The organism is Ascidiaceihabitans sp. (assembly GCF_039986515.1).
In the GTDB taxonomy this organism is placed as follows: domain Bacteria; phylum Pseudomonadota; class Alphaproteobacteria; order Rhodobacterales; family Rhodobacteraceae; genus Ascidiaceihabitans.
This window is the reverse complement of the sequence record NZ_JBDWQO010000015.1, coordinates 263,834-286,983: the sequence shown is the minus strand read 5'-3', so window position 1 is coordinate 286,983 and position 23,150 is coordinate 263,834. Positions and strand designations below refer to the sequence as shown.

The following is a 23,150-nucleotide window of genomic DNA, read 5'->3' as shown; positions in this document are numbered from 1 at the left end:
CCTTGCGAGACTCAGCCAGTCGCTGTATCCCATCCCCATGACACAGCTTTTCGATATCTGTGATCGCGCCCGTTTGCGCGAACGGTTTTACGGCGTCACCCATACGGTGTTGGCGCGGCTATAGTGGTGTGCCACAGGCACACCTTACCCCACCCCACGACTGTTTACCTATAAAAGGGAGAGGACCACATGTCCCCCAAAACGCTTTATGATAAAATCTGGGATGCGCATCTGGCGCATGAAGCCGACGACGGCACCTGCTTGTTGTATATTGACCGCCACCTGGTCCACGAAGTGACAAGCCCACAGGCCTTTGAGGGTTTGCGCATGACAAACCGTAAGGTCCGCGCACCCGAAAAGACCATCGCTGTTCCGGACCACAACGTCCCCACCACGCTGGACCGTGCCAACGCAGCCACCATGACCGAAGACAGTCGCATTCAGGTTGAGGCGCTGGACAAGAACGCCAAGGACTTCGGCATCCACTACTACCCTGTGTCCGACGTGCGCCAAGGCATCGTGCACATCGTCGGCCCGGAACAGGGATGGACACTGCCCGGCATGACCGTGGTGTGCGGTGACAGCCACACAGCCACCCACGGCGCGTTTGGCGCTTTGGCCCACGGCATCGGCACATCCGAGGTCGAACATGTTCTGGCCACCCAAACGCTGATCCAGAAGAAATCCAAAAACATGAAGGTCGAAATCACCGGCAAGCTGAAGCCTGGTGTGTCCGCCAAAGACATCACCATGGCGGTCATCGGCAAGACCGGCACAGCGGGCGGCACTGGCTTTGTTATCGAATATTGCGGTGAAGCGATCCGTGACTTGTCCATGGAAGGGCGCATGACCGTCTGCAACATGGCGATTGAGGGTGGTGCACGCGCGGGTCTGATCGCACCGGACCAAACCACATATGATTATTGCATGGGTCGCCCCCACGCCCCGAAAGGTGCGCAGTGGGAAGCGGCGCTTGACTGGTGGAAGACGTTGTATTCCGACGACGATGCGGCATGGGATGAAATCATCACCATCAAAGGCGAAGACATCGCACCGCTTGTCACTTGGGGTACATCGCCCGAAGACGTTTTGCCGATCACGGCCACTGTGCCAGCAGCGACCGACTTTGATGGTGGCAAGGCAGATGCGGCGCAGCGGTCTTTGGACTACATGGGCCTGACGGCTGGATCACCCTTGTCAGAGGTCGAGATTGACACGGTCTTTATCGGATCCTGCACCAACGGGCGGATCGAAGATTTGCGCGCCGCGGCTGAAATCCTCAAAGGCAAAAAGAAAAAAGACGGTATCCGCGCGATGGTCGTGCCTGGCTCCGGCCTTGTGCGGGCGCAGGCCGAAGAAGAAGGGCTGGCGCAGATTTTCATCGACGCGGGTTTCGAATGGCGGCTTGCGGGCTGTTCTATGTGCCTTGCGATGAACCCAGACCAGCTGAAGCCGGGTGAGCGTTGTGCCGCCACATCAAACCGCAACTTTGAGGGACGTCAGGGCCGGGGCGGCCGGACGCATCTGATGTCACCGGGCATGGCGGCAGCAGCGGCGATCACGGGCCGTCTGACAGATGTGCGGGAGTTGATGTGATGTTTGCAAAACATGGTATCGCCATTCTCGGCATCGCCGCGTTGTCCTGTAGTGTTTTTGCAAACACGGCCTCCGCTTTGACCATGACCTATAAAGACGGCGTCATTCAGGGCAGCTATAATCCTTCCGAGGACAGGCGCAAATCCGTGCAACGCAAAGCGAAGAAGCAATGCCCCAGCAAGAAATCCAGTTTCTTCGGCGAGAAGAAACAAGCGGATGGCACTGTAAAATTTGAAATGCGTTGCCAGTAGGCGCGAAGGAGAAATTCCAATGGATAAATTCGAAACACTTACCGGAATCGCGGCCCCTATGCCGCTGATCAACATCGACACCGATATGATCATTCCCAAACAGTTCCTTAAAACGATCAAACGCTCGGGCCTTGGGGTGAACCTGTTTGACGAGATGCGCTATGATGAAGACCGCAACGAAATCGCAGATTTTGTACTGAACAAAGACGCCTACCGCGATGCAGAGATCATCGTGGCAGGGGACAACTTTGGCTGCGGGTCTTCGCGGGAACACGCGCCTTGGGCCATCAAGGACTTTGGCATCCGTTGCGTTATCTCCACCAGCTTTGCGGACATCTTTTACAACAACTGTTTCAAAAACGGCATCTTGCCCATCGCATTGCCAGTCGAAGCTGTGAATGTTTTGATGAAAGATGCAGAAAAAGGGGCGAATGCCCGTGTGTCCGTAGATCTCGAAGCGCAGACTGTGACCACATCAGATGGCGAAGTGTTCAACTTTGACGTCGACGCGTTCAAAAAGCGTTGCTTGATGGAAGGCTTGGACGACATTGGTTTGACCATGGAAAAAGCTGCGTCCATTGATGCTTTTGAAGCAACGGCGTCACAAGCACGCCCTTGGGTCTAAAACGATCCGACGCGTTGGCGCGTGACATCTCGAAACGTGAAAAGGGCTGCGAAACATCGCAGCCCTTTTTGGGTTTCACGCCCGGGAGAAGATAAATGGCGTGGCCCGAAAGCAGGCTTTAGAAGGCCAGGTTGCCATCATTGTTGCCCAAGTCCTCGATCTCGATGGATGTGGATTGGCTGTTGCCATTTTCATCACGGCACAAGGCGGTCAAAAACACGCCAGCTGTACCTGTGATCTGGACGTCGATGTTGCCGCAGCTTTTTTGAAAGCTGCTTGCCCCGCCGCTCTGTGTCAAAGTGCCGTTTTCGTTGCTGATGCCCGGAACGACAATGGATGTCTGGTTGGGAGCACCGGCAGCTGTCAAGCAGGTGGCGACGACACCGGCATCGGAACCCAGATAGGCGAATTCGATGTTGGAACAGGTTTGTTGGAAGGTGCTTGGCGCGGCATAGGCTCCGCCTGCGGCACAGACAAAAGCAGCGGTCAAAAAGAAGTTTTTCATAATTAAAATCCTGAATGTTGCAAAAATAGTTGTTCGAATAATGCAAAGAAAATGCTTTGCATGGCTCACGCTACGGTGGAAATCGCAACACGTATAGAGTGTGCGGATAGATTTTCAGGAAATTTCGTAAATCCCAGTGAAAGAGTGGTGCATTCGGATGTTAACCCTGCAGGGCCGATTTTGAAGCCGCTGTTGTGGCAGATGCGGCGCAGTCCACAACATCTAGAGGCAGTCCAAAAAGCGCCGCAAAGTTGATGTAATATCGCACCACCCCTTCCCAGAAAATGCCCAACCTCTGAGTAGAAATTAACCAATCAGCTTGAGCCGCCAGCCGATACAAGGCACAAATGAGGCAAGAATGAGGCAGCCTGCCCTTATCGGCGCGGGATCAAGTTGGAACAAGATTGCGGCACGTATCGCATCTGGCCAAGTTGAAGGGATCGAAAAGTGATAGCTCGAACATCAGGCGCTTTTGCGCGTGGATTCTTAGTTGCAGTGCTGATTGCATTGCCCGCGTTGGTGTTGCCCAACGTGCAGGCAGACAGCTCACAGATTGTGTTGCTGACAGCGATGCTGGCTGGGTTCCTGACCTTTGCGGAATACAATTCCAAATCTCCGTCGATCGTAGAATTTCGCGATGCGGCCCCGTTCAACAGGTTGCGTTTCACAGCGTTGTTTGTGACCGTTCTGGTCCTGTCCTTAATCATCAAAGGACAGGCTTTGCCGTCCGGTTTGACCAGTGCATTGACGTCCATCGGGCTGATCATCGGCAATGCGATCGACTTTCCGTTTTCTCCGGTGCATCTTGTCGTGCTGATGTTGTCCAACGATGTTTCTGAACAAACCGTCAGCAATGTCCGTACGGCTGCGGGCCTGTCTTATCTGGTCTCGCTGTGCGCCATGACGTGCTTTCTTGTGATGGTTCGTGTCTTGGGATGGCCATCACGCAAGGGCGCGTTTAACGTGTGGATCAATCTGCCAATGTTTGATCCCACGGCGGGTGGCGACGTGGTGACACGGTTGCGCCGTGACGCACGGTTCAACATTGCTGTGGGGTTCTTGTTGCCCTTCTTTATTCCCGCGGTGGTCAAAGCGGCCTCTGATCTGATAAGCCCTATCACATTGGAAAACCCGCAAACCCTGATCTGGACAATGAGCGCATGGGCCTTTCTTCCTGCCAGTATGATCATGCGTGGTATCGCCATGGGCAAAATTGCGGATATGATTCAGGAAAAGCGTCGCCGCACTTACGCCCAAGAACACGCCGATGGATTGCAGCCTGCCTGATTGTTGCATGGCCGTTTGCGGCCCTTGCGGACGGCCCGTTGCGCGTTGCCACCTACAACACTGAACTTGAACGCAAAGGTCCGGGCCTGTTGTTGCGTGACATCGCCAAAGGTGATGATCCACAGGTCAAGGCCGTCATCGAGGTTATCAAAGCCGCCGACGCCGACATTCTGGTCCTGCAAAACATCGATTATGATTTGACGGGCGCCGCGCTTGAACAGCTTGTCAGGCGGCTGGACGACTACCCCTACAGCTTTGCCCGCCTTCCCAACACAGGTATGGGCACGGGCCTTGATATGGATGGCGACGGACGGCTGGGCGGACCGCGCGACGCCCAAGGCTATGGCCGGTTTTCAGGGCAGGGCGGTATGGCCATCTTGTCGCGCTACCCCATCGTTGAAGCCAAGGTGCAGGATTTTTCGGAGCTACTTTGGACGGATATTCCCGGTGCATTGCTTCCCGAGGTGGACGGTGCGCCGTTTCCAAGCGCCGAAGCCGTTGCCGCACAACGCTTATCTTCAACCGCGCATTGGGTGGTGCCGATAGAGACGCCGTTGGGTGTTGTGCATCTGTTGACCTTTCACGCCACACCTCCGGTCTTTGACGGCCCCGAAGACCGCAACGGGCGGCGCAACCACGATGAAATTATCTTTTGGCAGCAATACCTTGATGGCGCATACGGGGATGCCCCGACCGATCGTTTTATCGTCATCGGTGACGCCAATCTGGATCCCTTGGACGGCGATGGGCTAAAACCCGCAATCCGAAGCCTTCTGCGCGACCCGCGCCTGCAAGACCCGTCGCCCACAGGGGCCGCAGGCACCGACACAGCCGACTGGAGTGATCCAAGTCCCGGAAACCTGCGCGTCGGCTACATCCTGCCCTCAGCCGACTGGAAGGTCGTGGACCGCAGCGTTATGTGGCCATGGCCTGACGACGCGTTTTGGGAGGTCGTGCAAGAGGCCAGCCGGCACAGGTTGGTTTGGGTAGACTTGAACAAGGGCTAAACTACTTCGTGCAGTTTTTCCAAGCAAGCAAGCAAGCAAGCTAGGTGGTTGGTGTCGGTAGTATGACCTCAATCAGGGTACTTTGGACCACCGCAGAAAATGCACTTCTTAAAGCCAAGCTCTTTCAGCTTTTCAACGTGGGCATCGTAATTTGTCTTCCCGCCGGGTCCAATTTTGATGAACCCTGGTTCCCACTTTTCTTCCAATGGGTTGTACATGGCCTGAAAGCAACCTAGGTCGTTACAGTGCAATTTGTTTTTTTGATCGCCTTTTTTGAAAGCGCCTGAACCAGCGGTAGACATGGTCGCGGAACAGACAACAAGAATTGCCGTCAGCAGAGTACTTGAATATACTTTCTTCATCTATTTCCCTTTATCCATTGGATGCTTTTTGCAAAAAAGACAGCTGTTACACTGCATTTTGCAAGTTTTAAGTTCAAAAAAGCAAGCTGATCGTTTCGGAGTGTAAACAAAGCGGAGAGGTGGACTGGAACCACGACCCAAAACTTGACCCCACCCCCCCCACGCGCTACCCCGCCTCAAACCTTTTCAAACCGGAGTAGCCCGCATGTCCAACCCTTCGCTTCTTATCCTGCCCGGTGATGGCATTGGCCCCGAAGTCATGACCCAAGTGAAACGCATCATCGATTGGTTCGGGGCGAACCGTGATCTTGGGTTTGATGTCAGCGAAGACCTTGTGGGCGGCGCGGCCTACGACAAACACGGCACGCCTTTGCACGACGACACGATGGCGAAAGCGCTTGAAGTGGATGCGGTTCTTTTGGGCGCCGTGGGCGGTCCGAAATACGACGATCTGGATTTCTCTGTTAAACCCGAACGCGGCTTACTGCGTCTGCGCAAAGAGATGGATTTGTTTTCCAACCTGCGCCCCGCACAGTGCTTTGACGCATTGGCGGATTTCTCGTCTCTGAAAAAAGACATCGTGGCGGGTCTGGACATCATGATCGTGCGCGAACTGACATCGGGTGTGTATTTCGGTGAGCCGCGCGGCATCATCGAAGAAGGCAACGAACGCGTCGGGATCAACACACAACGCTACACCGAATCCGAGATTGCCCGCGTGGCACGGTCCGCCTTTGAATTGGCGCGCCGTCGCGGCAACAAAGTCTGTTCCATGGAAAAAGCCAACGTCATGGAAAGCGGTATTCTGTGGCGCGATGTGGTCACGGAAATCCACCACGCGGAATACGCGGACGTGGAATTGTCCCACATGTATGCCGACAACGGCGCCATGCAGCTGGTCCGCGCCCCCAAGCAATTCGACGTGATCCTGACAGACAACCTGTTTGGTGACATCTTGTCCGACTGTGCTGCGATGTTGACCGGATCGCTTGGCATGTTGCCATCGGCCAGCCTTGGGGCCCCTGCGGCGAACGGGCGTCCAAAGGCGCTTTATGAACCCGTACACGGCTCTGCCCCCGACATCACAGGCCAAGGCAAAGCGAACCCAATCGCGTGCACCCTTAGCTTTGCGATGGCGTTGCGGTATTCCTTTGATCAAGGCGATGAAGCCACACGCCTGGAGCAAGCAGTAGAAAAAGTGTTGGCAGATGGCGTGCGTACCGCCGACCTTATGGGCCCGGAAGATGGCACGCCAGTTTCCACCACGGGCATGGGCGATGCGATTTTGGCGGCGCTGGATGCAAGCCTGTAATCACACATCAAAGATGTGACAAAAGCGGCGGGATCTCTCCTGCCGCTTTTTGTTTGTGAAAAAGCTCTAGGTGGAATTGCCCGCTGCAAGCTATCCAGAGGAAACTTTGCGCCGAGGACGAATTGACATGAGTGATTTGCTGACCCCACGGCCCGCTGGCTGGCATCCTCCAGCCCTTGCCCCCGACTACAAGTCGTCGCGGCTGCGGTCCCCTCAGAACAAGCCCTTGCGTATGCCAACAGGCCCAGCAGAGCTGGCGGGGCCGACGTTTGGCCATGATTTGATCGGCCCGAACGATCACAACATGATCATAAATTATACGGGCGAGATGGCCATCGGGTCACGGTTGATCGTTCACGGCCGCGTTCAAGACGAAGACGGCCAACCGGTGACAGGTGCTTTGATCGAGGCATGGCAAGCCAATGCAGGCGGGCGTTATCGTCACAAAAACGAAGGCTACCTCGCGCCGCTGGACCCGAACTTTGGCGGATGCGGGCGCACCATCACCGACGATCAAGGTCATTACCGCTTCCTGACGATCCAGCCGGGCGCCTACCCCTGGCCCAACGGCCCCAACAGCTGGCGGCCCGCGCATATCCACTTTTCGCTCTTTGGTCACAGCTTTGCGCAACGCCTGATCACCCAGATGTATTTTGAAGGCGATCCGTTGATTTCATTGTGCCCCATCGTGCAGGCAATCCCGTCCGAACAGGCCGTGAAGACGTTGGTGGCACGCCTTGATATGGACACCAACACGCCCATGGACAGCATCGCCTACCGGTTTGATATGACGCTGCGCGGCCGCGACCAGACGCATTTCGAAACCAAGCCGGAGGGCAGCTGATGACGCGCGAATCCCCATCCCAAACGGCAGGACCCTATGTGCATATCGGGCTGACCCCGAATTATGCTGAAGTGCATGGCGTCTTTGAAGCTGACCTTGGGTCGCAAATGATAAGCGACGACACGCAGGGCCACCGGATCAAGATCACCGGAACTGTGTTTGACGGTGCAGGCGACGCCTTGCGTGACGCGCTGGTCGAGATCTGGCAGCCGGGATCAAACGGTAAATTCGCAGGAGATCCCAAAGCGGACCCGCATTTCTCTGGGTTTGGACGCTGTGCCGCGGATTTGGAAACCGGCTTGTTCAGTTTTGACACAATCATGCCCGGTGCACTTCGGGGGAATGCTCCGTTCATAACGGTTTGGATTGTGGCGCGCGGTATTAACCTTGGTTTGCACACCCGGCTTTATTTTCCGCATCAGTTCGCAAATGCCAATGATCCTGTCTTGAGCCAGCTGGATGAAGATCGCCGCGCCACGCTTATTGCGACCCCGACCGACGACGGTTTCAACTTTGACATTCACCTGCAAGGGGTCGGGGAAACGGTGTTTTTCGACATCTGAACCGGATCGGACGGATCACGGTCGCAAGCTGTGTTCACAGGACACTGATCAAACGTGATTGGTACGTGTGGTGCTTTTTGCCGACTGTATTGCAACGCAGTCGCCGCGAAAGGAATGCCAATGTTGTTCAAATGCCGTTTTCTGGCCCGTCTCACCGTTTTGGCGTTGATGACGGGTTTACCGTGGACGCACATGGCCTTTGCGCAGTCTTCGACTGTGCCCGACTACATCATTGCGGAATTCGGCCACCCCCCCGCCGTGCCAACAGGCCCTTTGTCGCGCGACGTGAAGTTTGCCGTCAAAGTCGCCTTTGTGGACAGCGTCAAACAATCCTACTGGGGGCGCGATCAAGATCTTGCTTTGGCCACCGTGGCGGCATCCAAAGACCCGCGCCTTGCGTGGATTGTGGCCGATCTGATGCGGTTTTCGTCGGGTCGCCAATTGACAGAGGCGCTGACGCAAACTGCGGCTGCTTTGTTGGAGATCGACCCGCCACGGCGAAACGAGTGGGGCGTCGTAACTGACAAGTTGATCGCGTGGGATATTCCAGCGCCGCCCAATTACCTCAAAACGAAACGCGCGATCTTCACCAGTTTTGTGCCGGGGTGGAAAAAGATTTTCACCAAGGGCGATATTGACTGGCGGCATGTTTCGTGGGGCGGGGTGCCTATTGATGCGCGGGCCTATGACACCACAGACGAGGCTTGCAATTGCATTCCCGCCGCAGACAACCCCCAAGTCAGCAGCGCGGAAGATGCCACATGGTTGAAAGACAAAGACATTGTATTCGGCATCGAAGTGAATGGCGAAACCCGCGCCTATCCACGGCGCATCATGGAAGTCCGCGAAATGGTGAATGACACGCTGGGTGGACGTGATCTGGGCATTCCCTACTGCACGTTGTGCGGTGCGGCGCAGGCCTATTTCACGGATGAATTGCCCCTTGGGGTGAAACGGCCCGTGTTGCGGACAACGGGGCTGTTGATCAGGTCCAACAAGGTGATGTACGATATCACTTCGAATTCGGTGTTCGACACGTTTTTGGGCAAGGCTGTGACGGGGCCGTTGGCGCGAAAGAACATTGAACTGGAACAGGTCAGTGTCATCACAACCGATTGGGGTACCTGGAAAAAAGAGCATCCCGAAACGACTGTACTGGTCGAAGCCTTGGCGCTTGGGCGGGATTTTGATTTTCGTAACACACGCGATGCAGACGGGCCTATCTTTCCGGTGGGCGATGTTGATCCGCGCCTTGGTGTGCACGAAGACATCATCGGCGTTGTGACAGCATCCGGCAAACCCGTGGCCTTTCAACGCAGCAAAGCCTTTGTCGCGCTGAAGCGCGGGCAGGCAGTTACTTTCGAAAATGTGCGCCTTACTTTGGATGGCGGCGGCATTCGCGCAGTAGATGCAAATGGTGCCGATCTTGGCAGCCACCAGGCATTTTGGTTTGCATGGTCGCAGTTCCATCCCCGCACGCATCTTTGGGCGGGGTAGGGCGCGCATCGCCCGCCTTGCATAGATGGCCCCCACGCCTTACATGGCAATCCCATGAACACAGGCACAAAATCTGACCCCAACTACAAAGTGATCGCCGAAAACCGGCGGGCGCGGTACGACTATGCCATCGATGATGACATCGAATGCGGCATCATCCTTGAGGGGTCCGAGGTCAAATCCATGCGCGTGGGCGGCACCAACATCGCCGAAAGCTATGCGGCGGTTGAGGATCATGAGCTGTGGTTGGTCAACAGCTATGTCGCACCTTACGCGGGGGCCAAGACATTCAAACACGAAGAACGTCGGCGGCGCAAATTGCTGGTGTCGAAAAAGCAGATGTCGGATTTGTGGAATGCCACACAACGCAAAGGCATGACGCTGGTGCCGCTGGTGATGTACTTCAACCATCGCGGGTTGGTGAAAATCAAGCTGGGCATCGCCAAGGGCAAGCAAAACCACGACAAACGCGCATCCGAGGCAAAGCGTGACTGGTCGCGTCAGAAATCGCGGCTTATGAAAGATCACGGCTAAGGTGGCGCGTTCAGGCCCGCGGACATGAGCGATGCGCGGATGAAAATGGTGCTGGTCACCCCCGAAATCCCCTACAATACGGGCGCGATCGGACGCACATGTGTGGCGCTGAACCTTGAGCTGATCCTGATCAAGCCCTACGGGTTTTCGCTGGACGAAAAGTCGGTGCGACGTGCAGGTACCGATTATTGGAAATATGTCACGCTAAGCGAATACGACGATTGGCAAAGCTTTCTGACAGCGCGACAGCCTGCCCGCGATCAGCTATATTTCTTTGAAGAACACGGCGCACAAACCATCTATGCCCCGACTTATGCCGAAGACGCTTATTTGGTGTTTGGATGTGAATCCGCCGGACTGCCGCGCAGTATTCTGGATGATATGGACGACCGGGTCTTTAGCCTGCCGATGCTGGACACGCGGGTGCGGTCGTTGAACTTGGCGAATGTGGCCACGGCCGTGATCTATCAGGCGATGCGCCCGCAATTGGGCGGCTAAGGCAGCAATATTGCATAATACTGCAAATATTTCCCCATGACGCCTGTGCGGTGCATAGGCGATACCCGCACAGCACTTTGACTTGGGGGACGTGGGGTGCGCCTAAATGAATACCCCCAAAAGGGAACAAAAGTATGGAACTTATCATTGGTCTTTTGTCAGGTGCCGTTGGTGGCAACGTGGCTGGCAAATTGTTGGGCAGCCTGAACCAAGGCACCTTGATCAATTCAATCGCGGGTGTTGTGGGCGGCGGGCTTGGCGGCACATTGCTTGGCATGATCGGCGCACCTGATCTGGCGGGCGCTGCAGGCGGCGCGGGCGGTCTGGATTTCGGGGCCATCATCGGTCAAATCGCAGGCGGTGGTGTCGGCGGTGGTGTCGTGTTGGCGATCGTCGGCTTTGTTCGTAAAGCGATGGCGAAGTAAGCACCATCAATCAAAGCGCTGACCCATCTTTGCGGGTTGGGTCAGTGGCGCCGAAGAAATATTGAAATTAGATGCCCAACATGCTTGCTTGATCCCATTGAAAGAGGGGATTTGTGCATGCACCGTTTAATTCTTCGTTGTTTGATCGCTTCTGTGTTGTGTTTGGGATTAGGATTGGCCAATGCGGCCCACGCCCTTGATGCGCAGTTCCGTTTTGAGACAAAATATAAAGGTAAGGCCCAGATTGTTTTGCTTGGGGTGCCGACCTCTCAAATCAGCGCGGCGCTGGAAACGCGCAACGGGCGACGGATGATCCCCGAATACATGAGCACCTACGTCGATTACAAAAACCAGACCTTCATGAATTTGGTGCTTTTGGAAGATGACAATCGCGGGTGGGGCTTTGAGTGGGGCAATACAAAGTCACAGCTTAAGGCCTATTTCATCAAAAAGCGCGACGAAGGATATTGCGCCACCAATTTGGGCGTTTACCCGAAGAATGGCGAAATTCTTTATGCGATGGTGCTGAAAACTCAAGAAAACTGTAAACGGCAATCTTTGCATTGGCTGCGTGGACCGGATGCTTTGAGTAAGGCTGTGGATACGGATTTTCAAAGTGACTACCGCATGGTCACGGTGTCTGCATTTGCGGAAAAGAACGCACTTTATGGCGCGGCGATTACACAAGTCCCCAAGGTGGCAACCAGCTATGACCTTTGGGATGATCTAACCCGCTTGCGGGTGCGCCACGCCTCTGTGTCAAAACCGGAAAACGGCTACACGCGGCTGCTTAAAGATCTTTCCATTGTGCATAACGGCCACAAGTGGCTTTACCTTGCAAGCTGGCAAGACAGGCGCGGAACCGGGTTCGGGGCGCAGTTGTGGGATGCGACAAAGGCCAGCTACACAAATCGCCAATTGCGTGATCTGGTGGCCAAGAACGGCCTAAAGATCATGTCCGTTGCGGGATATGTTGCAGACGGCGAAGTCCATTCGTTTCGGATCATGTCGATCAAATAGCGACGAAACCCGCCTTCAACCTTGCCTCAGGCGGGGCGCGGCGTTAGTCAGAGGCGCATTTCTTCAGCGGGAGAGAATCCATGGCAGACGATCCTAAAACGCTTGTGTCCACCGAATGGCTGGCACAACATATGAAGGACCCGGATTTGCGAATTCTGGATGCGTCTTTGTACATGCCCGACATGAAACGCGACGCCAAAGCTGAATATAACGCCAAACACATCCCCGGGGCGCGGTTTTTTGATATTGATGATGTCAGTGACGGGCGTTCTGATCTACCCCACATGGCGCCACCCGTAGAAAAGTTCATGTCGCGCATGCGTGCGATGGGGGTGGGTGACGGACATCAGGTTGTGGTTTACGACGGGGCTGGCATTTATTCTGCGGCGCGTGTCTGGTGGCTGTTTCGCCTGATGGGGCAAATGAACATCGCTGTGCTGGATGGCGGTTTGCCCAAATGGGAAGCCGAGGGGCGCGAAATCGAAGATATGCCGCCTGTGATCCGCGACCGCCACATGACGGTGCGCTTTCAAAACCACCTTGTGCGTGATGTAACACAGGTGTCGCAGGCGTCAAAACTGGGGTCGATCCAGATTGTGGACGCACGGGCGGCCGGACGGTTCCGCGGCGAGGCACCTGAACCCCGCGAAGGGCTTCGTGCAGGGCATATCCCCGGATCGCGCAGTGTTCCCTTCACCACGCTTTTGAACGTCGATGCCACGATGAAAACACCCGACCAGACACGCACGATTTTCGAGGCTGCTGGCGTCGATCTGGACAAACCTATTATCACCAGCTGCGGCTCGGGCGTGACTGCCTGCGTGCTTGCGCTGGCACTGGAACGCATGGGCCACGATCAGTGGTCCTTGTATGATGGATCTTGGGTCGAATGGGGAATGTTCCCCACAGTACCCGTCGCAACCGGAGACGCATAAGCGATGTTCGAAACCCTTCAGGCGCAACCCGCTGACAAAATTCTAGCCCTCATGGCGCAGTACCGCGCCGACCCGCGCGAGACAAAAATCGACCTTGGGGTCGGTGTCTACAAAGACGCCACGGGGCTGACGCCTGTGATGAAAGCGGTCAAGGCAGCAGAACACAAACTGTGGGAAGAGCAAGACAGCAAATCCTATGTGGGCCTTGCGGGCGATCCTGCCTTTGGGGACGCGATGGTGGAACTGGTTCTTGGGGACAGCGTGCCCCGCGAAACGGTTGCGGCGGCTGCGACACCGGGCGGCACAGGTGCCATTCGCCAAGCGTTCGAACTGATCCAGATGGCGCGTCCCGATGCACGGGTGTTTCTGTCCAACCCGACATGGCCAAACCACCCGTCGATCCTGAAGTATCTCGGGATGGAAATCGTCGATTACCGCTATTTCGACGACGAAACCCGTGGCGTCGATTTTGATGGCATGATCGCCGACCTGAAAACGGCCCGCAAAGGTGATGTGGTTTTGTTGCATGGCTGCTGCCACAACCCGACAGGGGCCAACCTGAACGCGGTGCAATGGCAAGAGGTCATCAAGGTTCTGCTTGAAACCGGCGCGACGCCTATGGTCGACATCGCGTACCAAGGATTTGGCGACGGTCTGGAAGAAGACGCCGCCGCCACGCGCGCTGTGGTCGCCGCTGTGCCTGAAGCCATTGTGGCTGCCAGCTGTTCCAAAAACTTTGGCATTTACCGCGAACGCACCGGCATCTTGATGGCTGTGTCCAAGGACATGTCAGCCAAGGGCCTGAACCAGCAAACGCTTGCATTCCTCAATCGCCAGAACTTTAGCTTTCCGCCGGACCATGGTGCGCGTGTTGTGACGATGATCCTGAATGACCCCACGCTGAAAGCCCAATGGATCGAAGAACTGGAATCCGTGCGCGTCGCTATGTTGGGACTGCGTACGCAGTTGGCAGGGGAATTGCAGCGCCTGTCCGGTTCAGACCGTTTTGGCTTTTTAGCGGACCATCGCGGCATGTTCTCGCGGCTTGGGACAACACCCGAGATGGTTGAAAAACTGCGTGTGGATGCGGGCATTTACATGGTGGGTGACAGCCGCATGAACATTGCGGGTTTGAACGCGGAAACTGTGCCTGTTCTGGCCAAGGCCATCGTGGACGCGGGCATCTAGCGGTAGGCGCGCGACCGGGAACACGCGAACTCAAAAAAACCCATCCCGCCCAGTGCAGATTATTGCTGGGCGGGTTTGCGGTTTTCTTGGGTGGGGCGGAGCACGTCGGATGTCCACTCCGAGCCCGAAACGACGAAATTCTGCGAAATAGCTAACGTCTGCTATCAAGGTAGCGTCAAAACCCTTCAAGAACTGCTCCGTTTGGAACGGGGTTGACGATCACCCAAACCACATGATGTGTGGCAATTGTATTATACTACTGACAGTTTCAGGTTGCACACTGGTCGAAATACTATTTTCATGTTAAGTCTGGCTCCAATGAGAACGTGCGACAAGACACATTCCTTTAAGGCAGGCAGCAATGCCCACAATATTTTTAGATCAGCTTGGGCTGGTCGACCCTTTCAGTCCGCGACCTGCGAGGACCACTTTTCGTGAGTCCCTTGCTGATGGCGTCTGCAAAAAAGTGCCGTCGATTGATGGTATTCAGGCGAGTGTCGCCAATGGCGGTGTCTGGTAATGCCACAGTACACAGTTACAGCATTCAGGTGGACGGGAACGTTTTATAACGCTCTCTACAATACCTCCTATTCTGCAACGATCGACGACGATGACGCCTTTCTAAACGGTGCCAGTGATACCAATGAGACCGTCAGTATCAATGGCGGCGCGTTTGGCGCGACCGCAGGTCCACCATATGACATCAACGTGTCATTTACGGACACCAATGGTGATCCACATGTTGAGACGTTTTACTTTTTCAACACTGGTGGGAATTGGTATTTTATTCCTGGGCCAGGGTCGGTGTTTACTGTCGGCGCTACTTTGGGAAGTTACCAAAGCCACACAACGACTCCGACGACCTATAGTACAATCACTTGCTTTGTTGGCGGCACGTTGATCGAAACCGAACATGGATCAATTCCTGTAGAAGGATTGCGCGCAGGGATTAACGTGTTGAACATAGATGGCGACTTTAAAACCCTGCGCATCCCAATGAGCCGAAAACTCAGTTGGCAAGAGGTGCAAGCCAACCCCATACTTCGCCCCATTCGTATCATGGCCGGGTCTTTGGGTATTGGGCTGCCAGAACGCGACTTATTGGTGTCCTGCCAGCATAGGATGCTGGTGCAATCCAAGATTGCCGAACGCATGTTCGGGGAATCAGAAGTGCTCGTTCCGGCAATAAAACTCACAGAATTGCCCGGGATCTTTGTCGACAAAACCGTGAAAGAGGTTGAGTATTTTCATCTCCTGTTTGACCAGCATGAGGTCATCTACGCAGAAGGGGCACCAACCGAAAGCCTGTATACTGGTCCTGAAGCACTGAAGGCACTTAGCCCTGAAGCCCGTGAAGAAATCCTTACCATACTTCCCGAAACGGCAAGCCAAGACTATGCACCAGAACCCGCTCGAATTATCCCTTCTGGAAAACTTCAGAAGAAGCTAATCCAGCGTCATCAAAAAAATTCCAAACCTCTTCTGGGATGATTAAATTTAACGTTTACAAACGACAAAAAGACAATGTTCATTGCGCGGTTCGCAAAACCGGACATTGATGCACGTGCAGCGAAATGTCGCTTCGTCCGCGAAGCTGACCTTAACTGCACCGAACCGCTGATTTTTAGGTGCCGCACTGCCGCAAGTCCGGTTTGAGCCCAGAGTCGCAGATGCTGCAGCACGCACCAATGGCCGATTACCTAGAAATCAGTAAACAATCCATAAGCCTGATCCCACCGGTTGGCGATCAGGTCAGCTTCGGAAATCCAGAACGTCAGTGATGGATTGTGGTGCCCGTCCCAGTCCAAGCCATGGCTCTCATCGCACACGAGGCGCAACAGCAGAATGTGGTCAACCACCTTCGGGCCTCTACTCAGCGGCCCTCCCCCCATATCGGGCGGGAGCTTCCCGAGAGCTTGGTGCCAAAAGTTCCACGGCCCGATGCGGTTAGACTGGAAGTCTGATAAGTCGTTTCCGCGGCGCGTGGCAACGCCTTGTATCGCCCGGTCGGGCGTTGTCTCGATTGCCTGAAATTCGAGACTGGTTTGCGGCAGTTGGCGAGGCAGTTCAACTTCAGACTTTGCCTTGCCGAACATATACGACCACATCTCTCCGCCAACGGTTTTGAGGCGTTTGGGTGATGGAAGTGTTTCCTTCGGTTCCGGACTGCTTTGCCAAACTACGCGGCATGTGGGTCTGTCCTCAGAGTCGACGAAATTTTCCGTATCAAAAAAGAACTGGAGCACCCCATGATTTGGGAGAGGGCTAGACGGGACGGTGCGAAGAATGTCTTCGCAGCTCAATTGCACGATCAAATGCAACGGGTCATCTGGCTTCTCTGGATTGAGTGGCCAAGAATTCTCACCTTTTGTAGGAGCTCCGCCGATGAAGCTTAAAGTCGTATCCTGCAGTTGCTTGTTCGGTACGAGAATTGCAGCAGCATAGCCATCCATATTTCGAACTGCCTTTAATTGATCGCCGCGACAACGATTGGTTTTCGACGCCAGATTTCCAACCAAAGCCAAAGGTTGTCAATGTAGTCTGGAATGTCTGATGCGGACATTCAGTCGATTCGATCCAAAGGTAGCAAAGTCCGCATAGCAGACCTTGCCAAGACCACAGCGTAGGCTGCGGATTGCGGGGAGAAGCGGCCTTTGTCACAGGCGTTTACCTGAGCTGTTCCCGTCATGTCCCTAAATGCAGGCTTAACGTCGCACAAATATTGTGCGGAAATTTCAAATTAACCATGCTGCGGCGAGGTGTGCTGGAAAGTGTACGGTTAGGGTCTGAAATTGTACAAACCCCTGAATGGCGCCCGAAATGGGCCTCAGACTATCCGCAAAATTCGTACAATTTCCCGTCGAAAATGTACGTTTTATCCCGATTTCTTCTCTGTCCGTGCGCTCCGTTTTGCACCGTTAACCCAGCGCACGGCCTGTTAGACACGAAAAAGCCCGGGCGCGTGATACGCCCGGGCAGGTGTTTCTTTAGTCGTGTCCGAGAGGAAGGAGCTTCAGCCTTTCGAGAATTCCGGATAGGCTTCCATACCCAGTTCGGTTGTATCCAGCCCCATGATCTCTTCCTCTTCGCCGACACGGATGCCCATGGTGGCTTTAAGGACCATCCAGACAATGCCGGATGCAACCACGGTGAAGATGCCGACAACCAGGATGGAATAAAGTTGAACCATCAAAGACGCGTCGCCGTTTGTGATGACTACGGCAATGGTGCCCCAGATGCCTGCAAACAAGTGCACAGGGATCGCACCGACAACATCGTCAATCTTCAGCTTATCAAGGAAGGGAACCGCAAAGACCACGATCACACCGCCCACGCCGCCGATCAGGGTCGCCATGCCCAGCGAAGGCGTTAAAGGTTCAGCTGTGATAGACACCAGACCGGCCAACGCGCCGTTCAGGATCATCGTCAGGTCAGGCTTTTTGTACAGCACTTGCGTCAGGATCAGCGCGACCAATGCACCGCCCGCAGCAGCGGCATTTGTGTTGGCAAAGATGCGGCTGACGTCAGCGACATCGCCCACAGTGCCCATCGCTAATTGCGATCCACCGTTGAAGCCGAACCAACCCATCCACAGGATGAATGTCCCCAAAGTGGCAAGCGTCAGGTTGGACCCCGGCATTGGAATGGTTTTGCCGTCTTTGTATTTGCCGATGCGTGGTCCAAGGATCAACGCGCCAACCAAAGCGGCCCAGCCCCCGACAGAGTGCACAACAGTAGATCCCGCGAAATCAAGAAAGCCCATGCCATCAAGGAAACCGCCGCCCCATTTCCAAGACGCTTGGATCGGGTAAATGATGGACGTCAGCACGATGGTGAAAATCAGGAAAGGCCACAGTTTGATCCGTTCCGCCAAAGCGCCGGATACGATGGATGCGGTGGCAGCACAGAACATCAACTGAAAGAAGAAATCAGACCCTGTGGACGCATAGCTGTAATCGTCTGCCGCGTCGGATGTTACGCCAACCGCTTCCAGAACGCCGGGGCCGAATACGCCCGACAGCACGCCCTCCACAGACCATGTGCCAAGTGGGTACATCAGGTTGTAGCCGATCAGGTAGTAGAACACCGTGGCCAGTGAAAAGAGGCCCATGTTCTTGGTCAGCTGCATCGTGACGTTCTTGCCGCGCACAAGGCCCGCTTCAAGCATGGCAAAGCCCGCCGCCATAAAGAACACCAAAAAGCCGCCCACAAGGAACAACAGTGAATTCAGAATAAAGACGGTGTCGGTGGATGCATTCACGCCCGGTGTCGGACCATCCTGGGCCAAAGTCAGTGTGGGCAGTGCGACAAGCACAGCTGCACCCACAAGAGGTTTAAGTAGTTTCATTTTCGTATCCCTTTCACGCGGCGCTTAAAGCGCGTCTTCGTTGGTTTCGCCGGTGCGCACGCGCACGGCCTGGCTCACATCAAGGACGAAAATCTTGCCATCGCCGATTTTGCCTGTGTGGGCTGTTTTGGTGATTGTTTCGACGATGCCGTCCACGTCGTCTGCCGCCACAACGATTTCCAGCTTCACCTTGGGCACGAAATTCACGGCGTATTCCGCGCCACGGTAGATTTCGGTATGGCCCGATTGTGATCCAAAGCCTTTGATTTCGGTGACCATCATGCCGCGCACACCAGCTTCGGTCAGCGCCTCGCGCACCTCTTCCAGTTTGAATGGTTTGATTGTTGCTATGATCAGTTTCACGAACTGTCCCCTTTTTACGCCAATTTGCGATTTGGTTTTGATAACGACAGTTGTGCGGCACGAAGGGGGTTAGGGAATGCAATATGGGTAAAAGCGGATCAAGAATTCCGATTTTCTGCACAAAAAATAAACAAACTGCAATTTGAGCCTAAAAAATATGCAAAAATATGACGAAGATCTGCGAAAATCCGCCTCTGTCTTTCTGCGATGCAACACGATAGTGTGACCAAAACACGTATAATGTGGGGGCCGGGCAGGTCTGAATATGAGTGATTCACGTAAACCAAAGAAGCCTTTGGTGGCTGATAGACGCTATTCGAAAGCGCCGAAAAAAGCCGCGCCGAAAAAGCCCGCACCACGCAAAACCACAAAACGACGCAAGGCTGCGCCCAAACGTACAGGCGTGTCCGGTTTGATCGTAGGTCTGTTTCGCTGGGTCTTGCGCCTGATTTGGCTGATCACGTCCCGTACCACAATCGTGGGTCTGATCATTCTGGCTTTGGCCGTGGGCTATGTTTTTGCCACGCTGCCCAATGTGAACGCGTTGTTGGATGGGCGTGCCCGTGGGTCCGTAACTTTGCTTGACCGCGATGGTAAGGTCTTTGCGTGGCGCGGTGACCAGTTCGGCGGCGTCGTGACGGCCCAATCGGTGTCGCCGCATTTGCACAACGCGATTGTGGCGACGGAAGACAAACGCTTTTATCGCCACATCGGGCTGTCGCCGCGCGGTATCGCCAGCGCTGTGCGCATCAACCTTGCCGCTGGTCGTGGGCCTTTGTCGGGCAACGGCGGCTCCACGATCACGCAGCAGGTGGCGAAATTGCTGTGTTTGGGTGAACCCTACGATCCGTCCTCGGGTCAGACCGAAAAGCAGTATGAAGCCGAATGCCGTCGTGGCACGCTACAACGCAAGGCTTACGAGGCGATCTATGCTTTGGCGATGGAAGCCAAGTATTCAAAAGCCGAAATTCTGACGATCTATATGAACCGCGCGTTTCTGGGTGCGGGGGCGCGGGGATTTGAAGCTGCAAGCCAGCGTTACTTTGGGAAATCCGCCGCCAACGTAGACCCGTCCGAAGCTGCGATGCTGGCGGGATTGTTGAAAGCCCCCACGCGCTATGCGCCCACGAACGATCTGGAACGCTCGCAGAACCGTGCCGCCACAATTTTGCGCCTCATGAACGAACAAGGCTATCTGACCAACGCGGAACGGGCCGTGGCGGATGCCAATCCCGCCAAGCTAAGCGCGGCGGCAGAAGCCCGTGCCGGTGGGTATTTTGCAGATTGGGTGATGGATTCCGGCCCTGAGTTTTTCACACGCAACACCACCGAAGATGTCATTATCAGAACAACCTTTGACCAACGGATGCAAAAGGCGGCTGAAGACGGGTTGAAATGGATTTTCGACAACAAAGTGCGCAAAGGGTCACAAGCCCAAGCCGCCATCGTCGTCATGAGCGCGGATGGCGCTGTGAGGGCCATGGTGGGGGGGCGCCAAACCAAAGTCGTGGGCGCTTTCAACCGTGCCACAACGGCGCTGCGCCAAACAGGGTCGGCCTTTAAACCCTTCGTGTTCGGGGCGGCGTTGGATCTGGGTTATTCGCCAATGGATCTGGTGGATGACGCGCCTTTGACCTTGGATATTCCCGGGTCTGGCCCATGGTCGCCATCCAACTACGACCGCAAGTTTCGCGGTCAGGTGACGTTGACCGAAGCATTAAAGCAATCGTTGAACATTCCGGCGGTCAAAATATCCGAAAGCGTCGGGCGTGATCTGGTGCGTCGGGTTGCTGTTGATTTCGGGATCGGCGACGAGAATTTGGCGCAAGGACCTGCTTTGGCACTGGGCGCTTCGGAAAGCACATTGATTGACATGACAGGCGCCTATGCGGGCATCCTGAACGGCGGGTCGGCGGTGACACCTTACGGCTTGGTCGATCTGCGGCTGTTGGGTGACGATGCGCCGCTTATGGACATTGCAGGCGGCATCGAAGAGCGGGTCATTCAAGTGGATTCAGCGCAACAATTAATCTGGATGATGGAAAAAGTGGTCAGCGAAGGCACAGGCCAACGGGCCCGTTTCGGTGATCGCCAGATTGCAGGCAAAACCGGCACGACCCAAGCCGCGCGCGATGCGTGGTTTATCGGGTTTACCGGGGATTACGTGGCTGGTGTCTGGATGGGCTACGACAACAATAAACCACTGACGGGTGTAACGGGTGGCGGCCTGCCTGCGGACATCTGGCGCGAAGTGATGCAACGTGTGCATGAAGGGGTGCCGCCCACTGCACTGCCGATGCAAGCGCCCGCTGCTGCGACACGGCCCATAGATCCCACGCCACAACGCCCTCGTTCAACCGAGGGGATCATCAACAATCTGCTTCGGGATATTTTGGGCGGACGGGCCACGGGGTCTGGTAGCTCGGCCCCATCGCCCAACGCCGGAGATCGCTAACAAAAACGGCGCACCCAAGGGCGCGCCGCGTTGTTTCGGTGTTGGTCCGATTGCTTCGGTTTAGACCTTAGCTCAATTTTTTCAGATCACTGATCATTTTGTCGATGTCGCCGCCGTTGCGGTCAATCAAGGCGCCAATTTCAGTACGTTCCGTCAGCAACAGGTTCACGCCTTCGATGAACATGTTAAAGAACAGGTCCTTGCCAGAACGGTCAGACACCTGAAACGTCACCTCAAAGGGGGATTGGCCTCGCAGTTTTGCGGTGGTTGAAACTTCGTACCAGGATTTGACGCGACGCACGCCTTTGACTTGCAGCTGGCCCCCGATGAATTCACGGAAGCGGCTGCCGTATTTGTTGGCGACATAGGATTGAAACGCTTTGGAAAATGCGCGTTTCTGGCCCGAAGACGCCCGACGGCCATCAACGCCCATGGCGTAGGCAGAAATGTAGGACGTGTCGGAATACCGCGCAAAAATGCGCTCAAAGTCGCGGATCATGCTGCTTTCGGATTTACCGGACGCGATGACTTTGTTGATGTCGGCGACCAACGTGTCGACCAGCACTTTGGCGCGGGCTTCTGTCAGTGCGAATGCAGCAGTCGGCGCAAAAGGGGCCAACGCGAAGGTTGCCACGACAGCGGCGGTGAAAGAACGACGGTTCATGTTTAAAACCCTTCAGTGTCCAGTTCAAATGGGTCGATTTCAGAGCTGGCATCTTCTTGGCCCAGCTCGAACCGACGGTTCTGCAAATAGATCAACCGTGCCTGCGCATAGCTGTCTGCGCTTTCATATAGGATGGAATCGACCGTATCGGAATAGCGGCCCCTATCGCTTAAGCGTGATGCCACCGATGCACCGGTGCCATAGTATTTTTCGGGGCTGTCCACTGTGTAGCTTAGAGGGTTTGTAAACAGGTCGACGACTTTGCCGACGGTGTCGCGTTGTGTTGACGGGCCAAGTCCGGGCAATTCGACATATGCGCCTTCGCCAACGCCCCATGTGTGCAACGTTGCGCCAAAGTCGGTGTCGTGGTCCGGCATGTTCAATTCATCTGCCGCGTTGATCAGGCCGCCGACACCCACGACGGTATTCACCAAAAAGCGCGCCGTTGAAACGCCAGCGCCTTTCAAATCACCCTGAAGCAGCGAATTCACAACAACACTTGGTTGGCCAAGGTTCGTCGCGAAATCGCCCACGCTGTCTTCGATTTCATCCGGCAAAATCGTCGAATACCCACGTGCTGCCGGGCGTACCAACGCGCGGTCCAATGACCGGTTGAAGGCATGCACTTTGCGGTTGGCTTGTTCATGCGGGTCATTGATGCCGTCAGCGCCGACGCCACCGGGTTGCGATGTGGCGCATGCAGACATAACCAACACGGCACACAAAGCCAGTGCTTTGCGCATGTAGTCGGGGGACAAAACTGTTTTTGGCATAGAAACTCGCATCAATTTCACTCTCCACACAGGGGATTATCGCCTACGTAATGTTTTTGGGCTTAATTCCCAGATGCCTCTTCGGCTAAATATGTTTA

Annotated in this window: 24 protein-coding genes; 17 read left to right on the top strand and 7 right to left on the bottom strand. The window is 55.1% G+C overall.

Annotated elements, in window-relative coordinates; genetic code table 11:
- Window positions 1-189: 189 nt before the first annotated feature.
- From leuC to leuD, 3 genes are read left to right on the top strand one after another with little or no spacing between them, the layout of a single operon-like run.
- Window positions 190-1,596 carry a 3-isopropylmalate dehydratase large subunit gene (gene leuC / locus ABJL60_RS16000; RefSeq protein WP_348285734.1) on the top strand — a complete coding sequence of 469 codons (1,407 nt, stop codon included), beginning with the start codon at window positions 190-192 and terminating at the stop codon, window positions 1,594-1,596.
- Window positions 1,596-1,847 carry a hypothetical protein gene (locus ABJL60_RS15995; protein WP_348285733.1) on the top strand — a complete coding sequence of 84 codons (252 nt, stop codon included), beginning with the start codon at window positions 1,596-1,598 and terminating at the stop codon, window positions 1,845-1,847. The genes leuC and ABJL60_RS15995 overlap by 1 nt, the downstream gene beginning before the upstream one ends.
- A 19-nt stretch (window positions 1,848-1,866) precedes the next feature.
- Entirely contained in the window at window positions 1,867-2,472 is a 606-nt protein-coding gene (gene leuD / locus ABJL60_RS15990) for a 3-isopropylmalate dehydratase small subunit (protein ID WP_348374589.1), read from the top strand.
- Between the two features lie 118 nt (window positions 2,473-2,590).
- Here the strand turns inward: leuD and ABJL60_RS15985 are convergent, their stop codons facing one another.
- Window positions 2,591-2,977 carry a CVNH domain-containing protein gene (locus ABJL60_RS15985; RefSeq protein WP_348374588.1) on the bottom strand — a complete coding sequence of 129 codons (387 nt, stop codon included), beginning with the start codon at window positions 2,975-2,977 and terminating at the stop codon, window positions 2,591-2,593.
- Between the two features lie 447 nt (window positions 2,978-3,424).
- Between ABJL60_RS15985 and ABJL60_RS15980 the strand changes: the two genes are divergently transcribed.
- Both ABJL60_RS15980 and ABJL60_RS15975 read left to right on the top strand, forming a co-directional pair.
- Window positions 3,425-4,264 (top strand): hypothetical protein, encoded by an 840-nt coding sequence (locus ABJL60_RS15980; protein WP_348285730.1) that lies wholly within the window; start codon window positions 3,425-3,427, stop codon window positions 4,262-4,264.
- Between the two features lie 38 nt (window positions 4,265-4,302).
- The gene (locus ABJL60_RS15975) at window positions 4,303-5,271 is read left to right on the top strand and encodes an endonuclease/exonuclease/phosphatase family protein (RefSeq protein ID WP_348374587.1); all 969 of its coding nucleotides are present in this window, start codon (window positions 4,303-4,305) and stop codon (window positions 5,269-5,271) included.
- Between the two features lie 68 nt (window positions 5,272-5,339).
- Here the strand turns inward: ABJL60_RS15975 and ABJL60_RS15970 are convergent, their stop codons facing one another.
- Window positions 5,340-5,633, bottom strand: a complete 294-nt coding sequence (locus tag ABJL60_RS15970; protein ID WP_348285729.1) for a hypothetical protein — start codon at window positions 5,631-5,633, stop codon at window positions 5,340-5,342.
- 205 nt (window positions 5,634-5,838) lie between these two features.
- On the opposite strand from ABJL60_RS15970, the gene leuB reads away from it, so the two are divergent.
- The 11 genes from leuB to ABJL60_RS15915 all read left to right on the top strand — a co-directional run bounded on the left by leuB (window position 5,839) and on the right by ABJL60_RS15915 (window position 15,940).
- Complete coding sequence (leuB, locus tag ABJL60_RS15965; protein WP_348374586.1) at window positions 5,839-6,945, top strand: 3-isopropylmalate dehydrogenase; 1,107 nt, start codon at window positions 5,839-5,841, stop codon at window positions 6,943-6,945.
- Between the two features lie 127 nt (window positions 6,946-7,072).
- A complete protein-coding gene (pcaH, locus tag ABJL60_RS15960; protein WP_348374585.1) occupies window positions 7,073-7,789 on the top strand; it encodes a protocatechuate 3,4-dioxygenase subunit beta in 717 nt (238 codons plus the stop codon).
- Window positions 7,789-8,352, top strand: a complete 564-nt coding sequence (pcaG, locus tag ABJL60_RS15955) for a protocatechuate 3,4-dioxygenase subunit alpha (protein ID WP_348285726.1) — start codon at window positions 7,789-7,791, stop codon at window positions 8,350-8,352. The genes pcaH and pcaG overlap by 1 nt, the downstream gene beginning before the upstream one ends.
- 120 nt (window positions 8,353-8,472) lie before the next feature.
- Complete coding sequence (locus tag ABJL60_RS15950) at window positions 8,473-9,849, top strand: DUF3179 domain-containing (seleno)protein (RefSeq protein WP_348374584.1); 1,377 nt, start codon at window positions 8,473-8,475, stop codon at window positions 9,847-9,849.
- A gap of 54 nt (window positions 9,850-9,903) precedes the next feature.
- On the top strand, window positions 9,904-10,383 hold the full coding sequence (gene smpB / locus ABJL60_RS15945; RefSeq protein WP_348285724.1) for an SsrA-binding protein SmpB: 480 nt from the start codon (window positions 9,904-9,906) through the stop codon (window positions 10,381-10,383).
- Window positions 10,384-10,407: 24 nt separating this feature from the next.
- Window positions 10,408-10,881 carry a tRNA (cytidine(34)-2'-O)-methyltransferase gene (locus tag ABJL60_RS15940; protein WP_348374583.1) on the top strand — a complete coding sequence of 158 codons (474 nt, stop codon included), beginning with the start codon at window positions 10,408-10,410 and terminating at the stop codon, window positions 10,879-10,881.
- Between the two features lie 134 nt (window positions 10,882-11,015).
- Complete coding sequence (locus tag ABJL60_RS15935) at window positions 11,016-11,306, top strand: hypothetical protein (protein WP_108829742.1); 291 nt, start codon at window positions 11,016-11,018, stop codon at window positions 11,304-11,306.
- Window positions 11,307-11,423: 117 nt separating this feature from the next.
- The gene (locus ABJL60_RS15930) at window positions 11,424-12,326 is read left to right on the top strand and encodes a hypothetical protein (protein ID WP_348285722.1); all 903 of its coding nucleotides are present in this window, start codon (window positions 11,424-11,426) and stop codon (window positions 12,324-12,326) included.
- A gap of 80 nt (window positions 12,327-12,406) precedes the next feature.
- Window positions 12,407-13,261 carry a 3-mercaptopyruvate sulfurtransferase gene (sseA, locus tag ABJL60_RS15925; RefSeq protein ID WP_348374582.1) on the top strand — a complete coding sequence of 285 codons (855 nt, stop codon included), beginning with the start codon at window positions 12,407-12,409 and terminating at the stop codon, window positions 13,259-13,261.
- A 3-nt stretch (window positions 13,262-13,264) separates the two neighbouring features.
- Window positions 13,265-14,449: an amino acid aminotransferase gene (locus ABJL60_RS15920; RefSeq protein ID WP_348285720.1), complete on the top strand. Its 1,185-nt coding sequence runs from the start codon at window positions 13,265-13,267 to the stop codon at window positions 14,447-14,449.
- A 519-nt stretch (window positions 14,450-14,968) separates the two neighbouring features.
- Entirely contained in the window at window positions 14,969-15,940 is a 972-nt protein-coding gene (locus ABJL60_RS15915; RefSeq protein WP_348285719.1) for a Hint domain-containing protein, read from the top strand.
- A gap of 209 nt (window positions 15,941-16,149) precedes the next feature.
- On the opposite strand, the gene ABJL60_RS15910 is transcribed toward ABJL60_RS15915, so the two are convergent.
- The 3 genes from ABJL60_RS15910 to ABJL60_RS15900 form a co-directional block, all read right to left on the bottom strand.
- Window positions 16,150-16,974 (bottom strand): DUF1963 domain-containing protein, encoded by an 825-nt coding sequence (locus tag ABJL60_RS15910; protein ID WP_348374581.1) that lies wholly within the window; start codon window positions 16,972-16,974, stop codon window positions 16,150-16,152.
- Window positions 16,975-17,462: 488 nt separating this feature from the next.
- Window positions 17,463-18,797 carry an ammonium transporter gene (gene amt, locus ABJL60_RS15905; RefSeq protein WP_348374580.1) on the bottom strand — a complete coding sequence of 445 codons (1,335 nt, stop codon included), beginning with the start codon at window positions 18,795-18,797 and terminating at the stop codon, window positions 17,463-17,465.
- Between the two features lie 24 nt (window positions 18,798-18,821).
- Window positions 18,822-19,160: a P-II family nitrogen regulator gene (locus ABJL60_RS15900; protein ID WP_348285715.1), complete on the bottom strand. Its 339-nt coding sequence runs from the start codon at window positions 19,158-19,160 to the stop codon at window positions 18,822-18,824.
- A 265-nt stretch (window positions 19,161-19,425) separates the two neighbouring features.
- Here ABJL60_RS15900 and ABJL60_RS15895 point away from each other — a divergent pair, with 265 nt between their 5' ends.
- Window positions 19,426-21,615 carry a PBP1A family penicillin-binding protein gene (locus tag ABJL60_RS15895; RefSeq protein ID WP_348374579.1) on the top strand — a complete coding sequence of 730 codons (2,190 nt, stop codon included), beginning with the start codon at window positions 19,426-19,428 and terminating at the stop codon, window positions 21,613-21,615.
- Between the two features lie 67 nt (window positions 21,616-21,682).
- Here the strand turns inward: ABJL60_RS15895 and ABJL60_RS15890 are convergent, their stop codons facing one another.
- Both ABJL60_RS15890 and ABJL60_RS15885 read right to left on the bottom strand, forming a co-directional pair.
- On the bottom strand, window positions 21,683-22,279 hold the full coding sequence (locus tag ABJL60_RS15890; protein WP_348285713.1) for an ABC transporter substrate-binding protein: 597 nt from the start codon (window positions 22,277-22,279) through the stop codon (window positions 21,683-21,685).
- Window positions 22,280-22,281: 2 nt separating this feature from the next.
- Entirely contained in the window at window positions 22,282-23,052 is a 771-nt protein-coding gene (locus ABJL60_RS15885) for a VacJ family lipoprotein (RefSeq protein ID WP_348374578.1), read from the bottom strand.
- Window positions 23,053-23,150: the final 98 nt, after the last annotated feature.

Coding starts and splice junctions, on each gene's coding strand:
- ABJL60_RS15995 (WP_348285733.1), top strand. CDS start 1,596: ATGTTTGCAAAACATGGTATCGCCATTCTCGGCATCGCCGCGTTGTCC.
- ABJL60_RS15985 (WP_348374588.1), bottom strand. CDS start 2,977: ATGAAAAACTTCTTTTTGACCGCTGCTTTTGTCTGTGCCGCAGGCGGA.
- ABJL60_RS15935 (WP_108829742.1), top strand. CDS start 11,016: ATGGAACTTATCATTGGTCTTTTGTCAGGTGCCGTTGGTGGCAACGTG.
- pcaH (WP_348374585.1), top strand. CDS start 7,073: ATGAGTGATTTGCTGACCCCACGGCCCGCTGGCTGGCATCCTCCAGCC.
- sseA (WP_348374582.1), top strand. CDS start 12,407: ATGGCAGACGATCCTAAAACGCTTGTGTCCACCGAATGGCTGGCACAA.
- ABJL60_RS15940 (WP_348374583.1), top strand. CDS start 10,408: ATGAGCGATGCGCGGATGAAAATGGTGCTGGTCACCCCCGAAATCCCC.
- ABJL60_RS15920 (WP_348285720.1), top strand. CDS start 13,265: ATGTTCGAAACCCTTCAGGCGCAACCCGCTGACAAAATTCTAGCCCTC.
- amt (WP_348374580.1), bottom strand. CDS start 18,797: ATGAAACTACTTAAACCTCTTGTGGGTGCAGCTGTGCTTGTCGCACTG.
- ABJL60_RS15930 (WP_348285722.1), top strand. CDS start 11,424: ATGCACCGTTTAATTCTTCGTTGTTTGATCGCTTCTGTGTTGTGTTTG.
- ABJL60_RS15890 (WP_348285713.1), bottom strand. CDS start 22,279: ATGAACCGTCGTTCTTTCACCGCCGCTGTCGTGGCAACCTTCGCGTTG.
- ABJL60_RS15895 (WP_348374579.1), top strand. CDS start 19,426: ATGAGTGATTCACGTAAACCAAAGAAGCCTTTGGTGGCTGATAGACGC.
- pcaG (WP_348285726.1), top strand. CDS start 7,789: ATGACGCGCGAATCCCCATCCCAAACGGCAGGACCCTATGTGCATATC.
- ABJL60_RS15970 (WP_348285729.1), bottom strand. CDS start 5,633: ATGAAGAAAGTATATTCAAGTACTCTGCTGACGGCAATTCTTGTTGTC.
- ABJL60_RS15915 (WP_348285719.1), top strand. CDS start 14,969: ATGCCACAGTACACAGTTACAGCATTCAGGTGGACGGGAACGTTTTAT.
- leuC (WP_348285734.1), top strand. CDS start 190: ATGTCCCCCAAAACGCTTTATGATAAAATCTGGGATGCGCATCTGGCG.
- leuD (WP_348374589.1), top strand. CDS start 1,867: ATGGATAAATTCGAAACACTTACCGGAATCGCGGCCCCTATGCCGCTG.
- leuB (WP_348374586.1), top strand. CDS start 5,839: ATGTCCAACCCTTCGCTTCTTATCCTGCCCGGTGATGGCATTGGCCCC.
- ABJL60_RS15885 (WP_348374578.1), bottom strand. CDS start 23,052: ATGCCAAAAACAGTTTTGTCCCCCGACTACATGCGCAAAGCACTGGCT.
- smpB (WP_348285724.1), top strand. CDS start 9,904: ATGAACACAGGCACAAAATCTGACCCCAACTACAAAGTGATCGCCGAA.
- ABJL60_RS15950 (WP_348374584.1), top strand. CDS start 8,473: ATGTTGTTCAAATGCCGTTTTCTGGCCCGTCTCACCGTTTTGGCGTTG.